Origin of the sequence: Janthinobacterium sp. HH102 (assembly GCF_001758625.2) — a bacterium.
GTDB lineage: Bacteria > Pseudomonadota > Gammaproteobacteria > Burkholderiales > Burkholderiaceae_D > Janthinobacterium.
Map to the genome: position 1 here is coordinate 3,620,258 of NZ_CP062062.1, position 13,462 is coordinate 3,633,719.

At 64.6% G+C, this 13,462-nt stretch carries 7 protein-coding genes; 5 read left to right on the top strand and 2 right to left on the bottom strand.

Annotated features, from left to right (window positions below):
• Positions 1 to 11: 11 nt before the first annotated feature.
• Complete coding sequence (locus tag JAB4_RS16435) at positions 12 to 464, bottom strand: Hsp20/alpha crystallin family protein (RefSeq protein ID WP_070218889.1); 453 nt, start codon at positions 462 to 464, stop codon at positions 12 to 14.
• 281 nt (positions 465 to 745) lie between these two features.
• Here JAB4_RS16435 and JAB4_RS16440 point away from each other — a divergent pair, with 281 nt between their 5' ends.
• From JAB4_RS16440 to JAB4_RS16455, 4 genes are read left to right on the top strand one after another with little or no spacing between them, the layout of a single operon-like run.
• Positions 746 to 4,228 carry a response regulator gene (locus tag JAB4_RS16440; RefSeq protein WP_070300255.1) on the top strand — a complete coding sequence of 1,161 codons (3,483 nt, stop codon included), beginning with the start codon at positions 746 to 748 and terminating at the stop codon, positions 4,226 to 4,228.
• A gap of 28 nt (positions 4,229 to 4,256) precedes the next feature.
• A complete protein-coding gene (locus JAB4_RS16445) occupies positions 4,257 to 5,138 on the top strand; it encodes a CheR family methyltransferase (RefSeq protein ID WP_070218327.1) in 882 nt (293 codons plus the stop codon).
• The gene (locus JAB4_RS16450) at positions 5,128 to 6,318 is read left to right on the top strand and encodes a hybrid sensor histidine kinase/response regulator (protein ID WP_070218328.1); all 1,191 of its coding nucleotides are present in this window, start codon (positions 5,128 to 5,130) and stop codon (positions 6,316 to 6,318) included. The genes JAB4_RS16445 and JAB4_RS16450 overlap by 11 nt, the downstream gene beginning before the upstream one ends.
• A 7-nt stretch (positions 6,319 to 6,325) precedes the next feature.
• On the top strand, positions 6,326 to 9,211 hold the full coding sequence (locus tag JAB4_RS16455; RefSeq protein WP_070218329.1) for a PAS domain-containing protein: 2,886 nt from the start codon (positions 6,326 to 6,328) through the stop codon (positions 9,209 to 9,211).
• Here the strand turns inward: JAB4_RS16455 and JAB4_RS16460 are convergent.
• The gene (locus tag JAB4_RS16460) at positions 9,205 to 12,477 is read right to left on the bottom strand and encodes a PAS domain-containing protein (RefSeq protein WP_227741970.1); all 3,273 of its coding nucleotides are present in this window, start codon (positions 12,475 to 12,477) and stop codon (positions 9,205 to 9,207) included. The genes JAB4_RS16455 and JAB4_RS16460 overlap by 7 nt on opposite strands.
• A gap of 68 nt (positions 12,478 to 12,545) precedes the next feature.
• Between JAB4_RS16460 and JAB4_RS16465 the strand changes: the two genes are divergently transcribed.
• The gene (locus JAB4_RS16465; protein ID WP_070218330.1) at positions 12,546 to 13,460 is read left to right on the top strand and encodes an alpha/beta hydrolase; all 915 of its coding nucleotides are present in this window, start codon (positions 12,546 to 12,548) and stop codon (positions 13,458 to 13,460) included.
• Positions 13,461 to 13,462: the final 2 nt, after the last annotated feature.

The following is a 13,462-nucleotide window of genomic DNA, read 5'->3' on the forward strand; positions in this document are numbered from 1 at the left end:
CACGGACCGGCTTACTGTATCGCCAGCTGCCGCCCGCCCGTGCCCTCTTTCTTCGGCAAGTCCAGCAGCAGCACGCCATTTTCATAGCGCGCCTGGGCGCCGGCCTCGTCCACCTCGTGCGGCAGCACGAAGCTGCGGTATTGCTGGCCATACTCGCGTTCGCTGCGCACGGTCTTGCCGCCGCCGTCGCGCGTCACCCTTTCATCCTTGAGTTCGGCACTGATGGAGACGCGGCTTCCGTCGATGGAGACCTTGATATCGTCCTTGTTGACGCCCGGAATGTCTGCCTGTACCTGATAGGCTTGCTCGGTTTCGGAAATGTCGACGCGCATGCGTGACGAACCCGCATCGCGCAAGCGCAAGGCGGGCGCGAAAAAGTCATGCATGAAATCTTCCATGTCGCTGAACGGGTCGAAACGTGCCAGCGGGTTTTGCGGATCGCGACGCATCAATTGATTAGCCATGATGTCCTCCTGCATGGGATGGTTTGCACACGGCGGTCGTCGCAGGGACGCCGCCACCTCCTGCATCTTAGGATGCGAACCGCTTGTCTCTTTGATCTGCCTCAATCGCGGCCAGCTTGATTTTTCCCCGACGATCATCTGTGCGCTGGCGCGCTTTGCACCGCCTTACGCGTCGGCAATTTAGCGCAAGACTGTTATGCTAGCGCACGCTATGCTTGACCACCAGAAACCTTGCATTTCAATTAAAATTGACTTTTTCGCGACAGCCTTACACGGACATGATGAATACCAAGACCCCGATCGACTCCTTCAGCTTTCGCCGCATCCTCGCCCGCAACGTTACCTTGCCGCTGCTTATCGGGATCGTCACGGCCCTCGTCTTTGTCGGCTTGATCGCCTACCTGCTCTCGGCCCTGCGCTCGGTCGAGCATTCCGAACGGGTGATCGGCAACGCCAACGAAGTCATGAAGCTGTCCGTCGACCTGGAAACAGGCATGCGCGGCTACCTGCTGACGGGTGATGAAACGTTCTTGGCGCCGTATAAATCGGGCAAGGCAAAGATCGCCGTGGAAATGAGCACCCTGCTCGAGCTCGTGTCGGACAACTCCATCCAGGTGGACCGGCTGCGCCGCATCCGCGCGCTGCAAGGGCAGTGGATGGAGTATGCGGAAGCCGTGATCGCCCAGCGCCGCAACAACCAGGAATTCCTCGCGCGCGTGCGCCAGGGCGAAGGCAAGCTGGAATTCGACGAAATCCGCCGCGAATTCCTCACCTTCCTGTCCATGGAACAGCGCTTGCGCCAGGAGCGGGCCGACTCGGCCGAGGGCCGCACCATGCTGGCCGTGGTGGTGTTCCTGATCCTCAGCCTGGGATTGTCCGGCTTGCTCGCCTACCTGGGACGTCGCGAACTGCTGCGCCTGTCCGATATCTATAACGATGCGCTCGAGCAGCGCGGCAAGGACAACGAGGTGCTGCAGGAGCAAGCATGGCTGCGCACGGGACAGACGGAGCTGGCCGCCCACACGAGCGGCCAGCTGGGCCTGCCGCAGCTGGGACGGCACGTGCTGGACTTCCTGGCGCACCGGCTGGAAGTGGCCGTGGCCACCCTGTACGTGGTCGACGAGGATGGCAGTCTGCGCCGCACGGCCGTGTACGGTTTCAACGAACAGGGCGTGAAGGAAAAACAGGTGTTCAAGCTGGGCGAAGGCCTGGTCGGCGAGACCGCGCGCGAAAAGCGCCTCAAGCACGTGCAGCAAGTGCCCGAGAATTATCTGACCGTGACGTCGAGCCTGGGCAGCGGCGCGCCGCTGGAACTGGTGTTGGTGCCCGTCAACAATGAAGGCCTCGTCAACGGCGTCATCGAGCTGGGCTTTACACATCCCGTCAGCGCCCGCGCCAAGGAATGGCTGAACCTGATTGGCACCAATATCGGCACGTCGCTGGAAGCGGCCCTGTACCGCCAGCGCCTGCAAAATGTCCTTGAAGAAACGCAGCAATTGAATGAAGAACTGGAAGTGCAGCAGGAAGAGCTGCGCACGGCTAATGAAGAGCTGGGCGAGCAGTCGCGCGTGCTGGAACAGTCGCAAGCCCACCTGGAAGAGCAAAAGGCGGCGCTGGAGCAGTCGAACGAGCAGCTGGCCGTGCAGGCGCTGTCGCTGGACCAGAAGAACATGGCGATCAGCCAGGCGCACGCCCAGCTGGAAGCGCGCGCGGAAGAGCTGCAGCGGGCCAGCCGCTACAAATCCGAATTCCTGGCGAATATGTCGCATGAGCTGCGCACGCCGCTGAACAGCTCGCTTATCCTGTCGAAGCTGTTGTCCGACAACAGCAGCGGCAACCTGACGCCGGAGCAAGTGACGTTTGCGCAAACCATTTATTCGGCCGGCAACGACCTGTTGACCCTCATCAACGACATCCTCGACATTTCCAAGGTCGAGGCGGGCAAGCTGGAGTTGACGCCGGACGCCGTGCCTTTCGACGAGCTGCTCAGCAGCATGAAGATGCTGTTCGGCGCCCAGGCGCAGCAAAAGAAACTGGTGTTTGACGTCAAGGTGGCGCCGGACACGCCGCCATCGTTCGTCAGCGACCGCCAGCGCCTGGAGCAGATCCTGAAAAACCTGCTGTCGAACGCCATCAAGTTTACCGATGCGGGCACGGTGTCCCTGCACGTGAGCGCCGATGCGGCCGGCCAGGTGCGCTTCCAGGTGCAGGATTCGGGCATCGGCATCGCCGACGACCAGCAGCACAAGATTTTCGACGCCTTCCACCAGGCCGACGGCACCACCAGCCGCCGCTATGGCGGCACGGGCCTGGGCCTGTCGATTTCGCGCGACCTGGCCGCCTTGCTGGGTGGAGGCATCGAGCTGGCCAGCACGCCGGGCCAGGGCAGCACGTTTACCTTGGTGCTGCCGGCCGTCATGCCGGAACGGGCGGTGGAGGCGGCGGCAGCGCCCCACGCCGCGCCGCAAGCGCCCGCAAAAACCGCGGCCGCCGCACCAAAGGCGGCCCCCGCCGCCAAGCCCGTGCCGCTGCCCACGTTCCAGGATGACCGCGATAGCGTGCCTCCCGCCAAGACGGGCCAGCGTTCCGTGCTGGTGATCGAGGATGAGCCGTCGTTTGCCGGCATCCTGTTCGACCTCGCGCATGAAATGCAATACCGCTGCCTGGTGGCGCACGGCGCCGACGAAGGCTTGCGCCTGGCCGAAGAATTCCTGCCCGACGCCATCCTGCTCGACATGGGCTTGCCGGACCGCCCGGGCTTGCTGGTCTTGCAGCAATTGAAGGAAAACCCGCTGACGCGCCACATTCCCGTGCACATCGTCTCCGGCAACGACCAGATCCAGGAAGCCATGCAGCTGGGCGCCATCGGCTACGCCACCAAGCCGCGCACGCGCGAACAATTGAAGGAAGTGTTCCACAAGCTCGAATCAAAATTCACGCAGCAGATGAAGCGCATCCTGCTGGTCGAGGATGACGAACGCCAGCGCGAAAGCGTGGTGCACCTGATCAGCGACAACGACGTGGAAATCACGGCCGTGGCCTTGGGTGAGCAGGCGCTGGAACTGCTGAAGACACAAATTTTCGACTGCATGATCATCGACTTGAAGCTGCCCGACATCCAGGGCAACGAATTGCTCGAACGCATGGAACATGAAGAGCTGTGCTCGTTCCCGCCCGTCATCGTCTACACGGGCCGCAACCTGAGCCGCGAGGAAGAAGCGGATTTAATGAAATATTCGCGCTCGATCATCATCAAGGGCGCCCGTTCGCCCGAGCGCCTGCTCGACGAAGTGACCCTCTTCCTGCACAAGGTGGAGTCGGAACTGTCGAGCGAGCGCCAGGGCATGCTGCAACAGGTGCGCAGCCGCGAGCGCGTGTTTGAAGGACGCAAGATTTTGCTGGTGGACGACGACGTGCGCAACATCTTTGCCCTGACGAATGCGCTGGAACAGAAAGGCGTGGTGGTGGAAATCGGCCGCAACGGCTTCGAAGCCATCAGCAAGCTCAACAGCGTGGACGATATCGACCTGGTGTTGATGGATGTCATGATGCCGGGCATGGATGGCCTGGAAGCGACACGCTTGATCCGCGCCGATGGCCGCTACAACAAGCTGCCCATCATCGCCATTACGGCCAAGGCCATGAAGAATGACCAGAAAGAATGCCTGCAGGCGGGCGCATCCGACTACCTGGCCAAGCCGATCGACCTGGACCGTCTGTATTCGCTGCTGCGCGTGTGGATGCCGAAGATGGAACGCATCTGATGCCACGCCACGCGATGGAAAGCCGCTGATGTCCCCGCGCTACACGGACGAGCAGCTGCATGCGCTGATGGAAGCCATCTATCAGCGCTACAGCTACGACTTTCGCGACTATTCCCTGCCCTCGCAGCGCCGCCGCCTGAACCAGGCGCTCGAGCGCTTCCATTGCGCCGACTTGCCTGCCTTGCAACAGCAAGTGCTGCACGACGCAGCCAGCTTTGGCAAGCTGCTGCAGATTTTGACCGTGCCCGTCACGCAAATGTTCCGCGACCCGGCGTTTTTCTTCGCCTTGCGCGAACACGTGGTGCCCGTGCTGAAAACCTACCCGTCGCCAACCATCTGGGTGGCCGGCTGCTGCACGGGCGAAGAAGCGCTGTCGCTGGCCATCGTGCTGCACGAGGAAGGCTTGCTCGAACGCAGCACGATCTACGCCACCGACATCAATCCGCAGGCGCTGGCCACGGCCGCGCGCGGCGTGTATCCGCTGCACCGGCTCGAGGAGTATGGCGCCAACTACCTGGCAGCGGGCGGCCTGGGCCAGCTGGCCGACTACTACACGGTCGAGCATGCCACGGCGCGTTTCGAGCAGCGTCTGCTCGACAGTATCAACTTTGCCGACCACAGCTTGTCCACGGACAGCGTTTTTATCGAAACGCAATTGATTTTGTGCCGTAACGTGCTGATTTACTTCAACAAAACCTTGCAGGAGCGGGCCCTGGGCCTGTTCCACGACTCGCTGTGCCACCGGGGTTTCCTGGGCCTGGGCAGCAAGGAAAGCACGCATTTCACGCGCTTTGCCGCCGACTTCGAGCCATTGCCGGGTCCCGAAAAGCTCTACCGCAAGCGTGCGCCGTCGCACGCCGCTTCCCATTACGCTGGGCGGCACATGCCAGGATTGAAACATGATGAATGAAACAAGCACCAAACTGCTGATCGTCGATGACTTGCCGGAAAACCTGCGCGCGCTCAATGCGCTGATCCGCGAGAGCGACCGCAGCGTCTACCAGGCCTCGTCCGGCGAAGAAGCGCTGGCCCTGCTGCTCGAACACGATTTCGCGCTGGCCATCCTCGACGTGCAAATGCCGGAAATGGATGGCTTTGAGCTGGCGCAACTGATGCGCGGCACGGAAAAGACGCGCCATATCCCCATCGTCTTCGTCACGGCGGCCGGCAAGGAAATGAATTTCGCCTTCCAGGGCTATGAAAGCGGCGCCGTCGACTTCCTGCACAAGCCGCTCGACATCAATGCCGTGCAAAGCAAGGTCAACGTGTTCGTCGCCCTGCACCAGCAGCGCAGCGAGACGCGGCGCCAGGTGCAGGCGCTCGAGCACAGCCGCCAGCAGCAGGAAGCGTTATTGAAGGAATTGCGCGCCACCCAGGCTGAACTGCAGCGCTCGCTGCGCCTGCGCGACGAATTCATGTCCATGGTGGCGCACGAGCTGCGCACGCCCCTGAACACGCTGTTCCTCGAGACGCAGATGCGCACCGTGAACCTCGAGCGGGGCAACCTGGCCGCCTTCGAGCCTGAAAAGCTGGGCAAGATGGTGGCGCGCGACGGGCGGCAAATCCGCAGCATGGTGCGCCTGATCGACGACATGCTCGACGTGTCGCGCATTACCAGCGGCAAGCTGTCGATCCGCCGCGAATCGGTCGACCTGACCAGCCTGGTGCGCCGGGTGGCCGACGACCTGTCGCCGTATGCCGCCGCGGCCGGCAGCGTGCTGGAAGTGCTGGCCTTCGAACCCATCCACGGTTACTGGGATGCCTTCCGCGTCGAGCAGATCGTCGTCAACCTGATCAGCAATGCCGTGCGCTACGGCCAGGGCCAGCCCGTCGAAATCAGCCTGGCGCACACGCAGAACAGCGCCGTCATCGAAGTGCGCGACCATGGCATCGGCATCAATGCGCGCGACCAGGAACGCATCTTCGACGCCTTCGAGCGCGTCATGCACCAGGACCGCACCGGCGGCCTGGGCCTGGGCCTGTTCATCACCAAGCAGCTGGTCGACGCGCATGGCGGCGCCATCACCCTGCAAAGCCAGCCCGGCAATGGCGCCCTGTTCAGCGTCACCCTGCCGCTGGCCGGCAGCTGAGGCCGGCATGACCATCACACCCGCCCCCCGCGGCCAGGCCGGCGCCAGCGGCGTCGCCTTCTTGCTGCAGCTGGAACGCCGGCTGCGGCTGCTGCAGGACACGGGCGAGATCCTGTCCCTGTCGGCGCAGCTGCTGGGACAGCGCCTGGGCGCCCAGCAGGTGGCCTGTTTCGATATCGACCAGAGCCTGCAATGCCCTACCCTGCAGCATGCGTGGAGCGACGGCCTGGCGCCCGGCGCCGCCGGCGAGTATTTCCTCGGCGATTATGCCGCCCGCCTGGCCGATGCCCTGGCCGCCGGCCAGGCGCTGGCCGTCAGCGATGTGGCGAGCGACCCGCGCACGGCCATGCCGGCCGCGCTGGCCACGTTCGCGCGCCTGGGCATCCGTGCCTTCCTGAACATTCCCATTGCCAAGGAGGGCCGGCTGGCGGCCCTGTTCGTCGTGCACAGCAGCGCGGCACGGCTGTGGCATGCGGACGAAATCGAACTGGCCGTGCAAGTGTCGGAACGGGTCTGGTCGACCATCTTGCGGGCCAGGGCGGAATCGCGCCTGCGCGCCCTCAGCGCCACCATGGAAACGCAGGTGGCCGAGCGCACGCGCGAGTTCGGCCGCACATGGAACGTCAGCCCCGACTTGCTGGGCGTGCTCAACCTCGACGGCTATTTCGAACACTCGAACCCCGCCTGGCAAGCCACCCTGGGCTGGTCGGTCGAGGAAATCCGCACGACGAAATTTTTTGAACTGATCCATCCCGAAGACTTACCGCGCACCTATGCGGCCTGGGAGGCAGCCAACCAGGGCCAGCCGGCGCTACGCTTCGAAAACCGCTACCGCCACAAGCTGGGCGGCTGGCACTGGCTGTCGTGGGTGGCCGTGCCCGAGGGCGAGAAAGTGTATTGCAGCGCGCGCGACATCACCGTGGAAAAGAAACTGGAAGCGGACCTGGCCGCCCGCAACAGCGAGCGCGAACGGCTGTGGCGCAGCGCGCAAGACCTGATGGTGGCCATCGATGCCGACGGCTGCTTTACCGCAGTCAACCCGGCCGCCAGCGCCATCCTGGGCTGGCTGCCCGAGGAAATGCTGGGCCGCAGCCTTTTCGACTTCGTGCTGCCCGAGGATGCGGCCGCCACGCGCCAGGCGCTGGCGCAAGTGTCGCGTGAAGCCATGCCCAGCTTTGAAAACCGCTACCGGCACCGCGATGGCGGCCACCGCTGGCTGTCGTGGGTGGCGGCGACCGAAGGCGACCTGGTGTTTGCCACCGGGCGCCACGTCACCCTGGAAAAGGAGGCGGAAAGCACCTTGCGCAGCATGCAGGAATCGTTGCGCCACAGCGAGATGGCCCTGCTGCAATCGCAAAAGCTCGAAGCGCTGGGCAAGCTGACGGGCGGCGTGGCCCATGATTTCAATAACGTCCTGCAAATTATCTCGGGCAATCTGCAACTGCTGCAGATGACCCTGGATGGCGACCCGCTGGCTGCCAAGCGCATCGCCAGCGCCTCGTCCGCCGTGGAACGGGGCGCCAAGCTGTCGGCCCAGCTGCTGGCCTTTGCGCGGCGTCAACCGTTGAAACCGCTGGTGACGGACCTGGCGCAGCTGCTGCGTTCGACGGAAGAGCTGCTGCGGCGCGCCACGGGCGAAACCATCGAGACGCGTCTGCTGCTGGCCGACGACTGCTGGCGCGCCCTGGTCGACCCGCACCAGCTGGAAAACGTCATCCTCAACCTGGCCATCAACGCGCGCGACGCCATGAATGGCCAGGGCCAGCTGACCATCGAACTGAGCAACAGCGTGCTGGACAGCGGCTACGCGGCCCGCCATGCGGACGTGGCACCCGGCGACTACGTGCAGCTTGCCGTCTCGGATACGGGCACGGGCATTCCCGCCGAACTGCTGGACAAGATTTTCGAACCGTTCTTCACGACCAAAAGCGAAGGCGAAGGCACGGGCCTGGGTTTGAGCATGGCCTATGGCTTCCTGCGCCAGAGCGGCGGCCACCTGACGGTGGACAGTCTGCCGGGCCACGGCAGCACCTTCCGCATCTACCTGCCGCGCTCGCTCGAAGCGGAAACGGAACTGCCGCTGCAACTGGGCGGACCCGTGCTGGGCGGCAAGGAAACCATCCTCGTCGTGGAAGACGACGTGCAGGTGCAGACGACGGTGGTGGACATGCTGCGCGGCCTCGGCTACGTCGTGCTGCGCGCCAGCGACGGCGAAAGCGCGCTGGCCATCGTCGGCAGCGGCGTGCCCATCGACCTGCTGTTTACGGACGTGGTAATGCCGGGCAAGGTAGCCAGCACGGAACTGGCGCGCCAGGCCCGCTTGCTGCTGCCGCAGCTGGCCGTGTTGTTTACCTCGGGCTACACGCAGGACGCCATCATGCAAGGCGGCCGCCTGGAGCCGGGCGTGGAGCTGTTGAGCAAGCCCTACCGGCGCGAAGACCTGGCGCGGCGCATCCGCCACCTGCTGGCCAATGGCCGCCATGTGACGGCCCTGCACCAGTACCGTGCGCAGCTGGCGCCGCAGCCTGCGCCGGCGCTGCCGGAGGGAAGGCATATCCTGCTGGTGGAAGACAATGCCGACGCGCGCGCGATGACGAGCGAACTGCTGGCCATGCTCGGTCACACGGTGCTGGCCGTGGGCACGGCCGAGGAAGCCCTGCCGCTGCTGGGCACGCCGGGACTGGATCTGCTGCTGACCGATATCAGCCTGCCGCAGATGTCGGGCGTCCAGCTGGCCGAGCTGGCGGCGCGCGACTATCCGCAGCTGGAAGTGGTGTTTTCCACCGGCCATGCGCCGGCCAATTCCGGCGTGCTCGACCCGCAGGCGCGCTTTCTGGTGAAACCATTTACCGTCAAGCAATTACAGCGGGCCTTGCTGCCGCCAGGTCAGTAGACGTCGAGCCGGCGTGCCTTCAGTGCGCTGGCCAGCTCTTCCAGGCCAAACGGCTTGCGCAGGAAGCGCGCGCTGGCGTCCTGCATCAGGCTGGCGCCCCAGTCGTGTCCTGAAGCAAACACCACCTCCAGCTGCGGCCAGTGCGCGCGCGCATGGCGCGCCAGCTCCAGGCCGGACATGGTGGGCAGGCTGATGTCCGTCACCAGCACGTCCAGGCCCGGCATGGCCAACAGCGGCATGGCCGCTTCCGCGCTGGCCACGCCGTGCACGGTGTGCCCCAGCATATTGAGCATCTCGGTGGTCATTTCGCGCGCATCGTCATTGTCTTCCACCAGCAGGATGCGCCGCCCGGACGGATCGGGCGCGCCCACCAGGCGGCGGTCGGCCAGCAAATGGCGGATGCGCCGCGCCAGGTCTTCGCGCCGGTAGGGTTTGCTCAACAGCTCGACGCCAGCGTCCAAGCGCCCGCCGCGCATGATGGCGTTATGCGTATAGCCCGAGGTAAACAGCACGGCCAGGTCCGGCAGCAGCAATCTCGCCTGCTGCGCCAGCTCCTTGCTGCTGACGGGACCGGGCATGACGACGTCCGTAAACAGCAGGTCGATGGCCACGCCCGTGCCCAGCAGGGCCAGCGCCGAGGCGCCGTCGTCCGCATGCAGCACGTCGTAGCCTAGGCCGCGCAGCATGTCGACCACCGTGTGCTGCACGGGCGCGTCGTCTTCCACCACGAGGATGGTCTCGCCGCCGCCCAGCACGGGGCCCGTCAGGCCAGGCGGCGGTTCGGCCAGCTTTTCCAGTGAGCGCGGCAAATATATCTTGAACGTCGTGCCGGCGCCCGGCGCGCTATGCACCTTGATGTGGCCCGCGCTTTGGCGGATGAAGCCGTACGCCATGGACAGGCCCAGGCCCGTGCCCTCGCCTTCCTTTTTCGTCGTGAAGAACGGTTCGAATATCTGGTCGATCACGTCGCGCTCCATGCCGTGGCCCGTATCCGTGATGGTCAGCAGCACGTATTGCCCCTCCAGCACATCGGCATGCAGGCTGGCATAGGCGGCGTCGAGCGTGACGTTACTCAAGGTAAACGTGAGGCGCCCGCCCTTGTCCATCGCGTCGCGCGCATTGATGGCCATGTTCAGCAGCACGTTTTCCATCTGGTTCGGGTCGACCAGGGTATGCCACAAGCCTTCGCTGATGAAGGTTTCCTCGGTAATCGCCTCACCCAGGGCGCGGCGGATCAGCTCATGCATGCGGCGCAGCAGCCGGCCCAGGTCCGTCACCAGCGGTTTTAATGGCTGGCGCCGTGCAAAGGCCAGCAGTTGCGACGACAGCTTGGCGCCCCGCTCGACGGCCGAGGCGGCTGAATCGAGGCGCCTGGCCGCCTGCGGATTATCGGCCACGGTCAGCTTCAGCAACTGCAAATTACCGGAGATGATTTGCAGCACGTTATTGAAATCATGGGCCACGCCGCCAGTCAGCTTGCCGATCGATTCCAGCTTTTGCGCCTGCAACAAGGCTTGCTCGCTGCGCACGAGCGCCAGACGCGCCTCTTTTTCATCGGTGACGTCGCGGCCGATGGCGTGAATCAGCTTTTGCGCCGGCACGGCCGTCCAGGAAATCCAGCGGTAGCCGCCATCGCGGCGGCGGTAGCGGTTTTCCATGCGCAAGGTGGGCGCGCCGTGGGCCAGGCGCGACAAATCCTGCAGGGCCGCCATGCGGTCGTCGGGATGCACGAGGCTGATGAAGTCCATGCCCAGCGATTCGATTTCCGGGCGCTCGAGGATCTTGCTCCATGCGGGGTTGACGGCAATGATCATGCCGGACAGGTCCGCCACCAGCATAATGTCGGTGGACAGCCGCCACATGCGGTCGCGGTCTGCCGTGCGGTTGGCCATTTCCACTTCCAGCGAGGAATTCAGGTAGGCCATCTTTTCCAGCACGTTCTTCTGTTCCTGCACGTCCGTATTCGTGCCCACCCAGCGCAGTACCTTGCCCGCCTCGTCGAACAGGGGCAAGGCGCGCGCCAGGAACCAGCGGTAGGCGCCGTCGCTGGCGCGGCGCATGCGGAACTCCTGCTCATAGGCGCTGGCGGTGGCGACGGCCCGGTCCCAGCTTTTCTGCGTGATCTGCACGTCGTCCGGATGCACGCAGTGGCGAAAGCCGCTCGATACAAGCGACTTCATCGATTGCCCTGTGTATTCGCACACCTGTTCGTTGACCCAGTAGGTGGCGCCGCTGCCATGCGCCAGCCAGGCCTGGTTGGGCATGGTCGAGGCAAGCGAACGGAACTGCGCCTCGCTGTCGAGCAAGGCGTTGCGCGCCTGCCAGTGTTCGTCGATATCTTCGCAGGAGCCATACCATTTCACGGCTTGGCCGCGTTCGTCTCGCCGGCAATACGCGCGCGAATGCACCCAGCGGTATTGGCCATCCTGCCGGCGCACGCGCATTTCCTGGTCCAGGGGCTGGCCGCTGCCCACCGCTTCGCTCCACGCCGCCAGTGTGCGGGGCACGTCCTCGGGATGGATGGCGTCCAGCCAGCTGGTACCGAGGCCGCTGCCGCCCGTCCAGTCGCGCCAGCGCTGCGCCACATAGTCGAGCTTGCCGTCGAGGTCGGCCGTCCACAGCACTTGCGTGTTGAGCTCGATGGCGTAATGAAAGTGTTCGCGGCTGTCGTGCAGCGCCTGTTCCAGCTGGCCCCGCTCGATGACATGCGCGGCCACGCGCGCGGCCAGCGCCAGCAGTTCGATTTCCGGTTGCGTGGGATGGCATGTCGCCTGGAAAAACAGGCCCAGCACACCCAGGATATGCCCCTTCGCGCCAAAGACGGGGGCGACCCAGCAGGCGCGGTAGCCGTGCAGCATGGCTTCCTTGCGTCCGGCGCTCCAGTTCACGTCGCGCGTGATGTCGCCGCAATATACGGGCGCGCCGGAAAAGGCCGCCGTGCCGAATGGAGAAGGCTGTTCGCCGCCGTGGCGCAGGGCCAGGCACAGGTCTTGTGGCAGGCTGGGCGCGGACAAGCCGCAAAAGCGGTCGGCCTCGTCGATGAGCACCAGGCAGGCATGCGCGCCGCCCTCGGCCAGGTCTTGCAGCGCCAGCAACAAATGCTCCAATGCCTGGGCCAGGTCGGCGCCTGCCGCGATGCTGCCCAGCGCACTATGTTCGGCGTCCAGCAAGGAAAGAATGTTGTTTGCGTGCACCGTGTCGATAAGGGGAAAACTGATGCCCGAAATATACCATGGGGCAACGCTCTTGCAGGAGGAAAACAGCATGCCCCTTGATCTCTCCCCCCACGCGACCCTATGCTAAAGTGTTGCTCTCTTCTCAAGCGAATCCCAGCATGCCTACCACCTTGCCGTCCTCCCTGATCGCCACCGCCCTGCTCGCCTCCGTCCAAGGCGCCGTCGCCGCCCCCATGAGCCTCGACGATTACCTGGCCCTGAGCGGCCCCGCCCCCACGGCGCAGATCGCGTATGGCCCCGCGCCGTCGCAATACGCGCAGCTGTTCCGGCCCGAAGGCAGCGGCCCGTTCCCCGTCGTCGTGCTCGTCCATGGCGGCTGCTGGACGGTGGCCTTCGGCGGCATCAAACAGATGCGCAACGTGGCCGGCGCCCTCGTCGCGCAAGGCATCGCCGTGTGGAACGTCGAGTACCGCCGGGTCGACGAGCCGGGTGGCGGCTATCCGGGCACCTACGAAGACATGCACGCGGCGCTCGACAGCCTGCAGCAGCACGCGCCCCAGTACCAGATCGACACGAGCCGCATCGTCGCCATGGGCCACTCGGCCGGCGGCCAGCTGGTGCAGTGGATCGCCGGCCGCGAAAAGCTGCCCAGGACCAGCCCCCTGTACCGCGACAAGTACTTGCCAATAAAAAATATCCTGAGCCTGGGCGGCCTGGCCGACCTGCGCCACGAGAAAGACTTGATCAAGAGCAGCTGCGAACGCGACATCGCGCAACTGGCAGGCAGCGCCAGCACTGAGCGTCCCGACATCTACAGCGACACCAACGCCGCCGACCTGATCCCCAACGGCAGCCGCACCGTGCTTGCCACGGGAGAACTGGACACCATCTCCCCTCCCCGCGTCGCGCACGACTACGCGGCCAGGGTGCTCAAGGCCGGCGACCATGCGGAGGTGCTGATTTTGCCGGGCGCCAGTCATTATGACGAGATTGCCGCGACGTCGAATGCGTGGAAGATGGTTTTGCCGGTGGTGCGGGGGATGCTGGGGATGGCGGGCGATCAGAACCAATAAGG

Excerpts from the sequence above, each read along its gene's own strand:
- JAB4_RS16435 (WP_070218889.1), bottom strand. The coding sequence starts at position 464 with ATGGCTAATCAATTGATGCGTCGCGATCCGCAAAACCCGCTGGCACGT.
- JAB4_RS16440 (WP_070300255.1), top strand. The coding sequence starts at position 746 with ATGAATACCAAGACCCCGATCGACTCCTTCAGCTTTCGCCGCATCCTC.
- JAB4_RS16445 (WP_070218327.1), top strand. The coding sequence starts at position 4,257 with ATGTCCCCGCGCTACACGGACGAGCAGCTGCATGCGCTGATGGAAGCC.
- JAB4_RS16450 (WP_070218328.1), top strand. The coding sequence starts at position 5,128 with ATGATGAATGAAACAAGCACCAAACTGCTGATCGTCGATGACTTGCCG.
- JAB4_RS16455 (WP_070218329.1), top strand. The coding sequence starts at position 6,326 with ATGACCATCACACCCGCCCCCCGCGGCCAGGCCGGCGCCAGCGGCGTC.
- JAB4_RS16460 (WP_227741970.1), bottom strand. The coding sequence starts at position 12,477 with ATGCTGTTTTCCTCCTGCAAGAGCGTTGCCCCATGGTATATTTCGGGC.
- JAB4_RS16465 (WP_070218330.1), top strand. The coding sequence starts at position 12,546 with ATGCCTACCACCTTGCCGTCCTCCCTGATCGCCACCGCCCTGCTCGCC.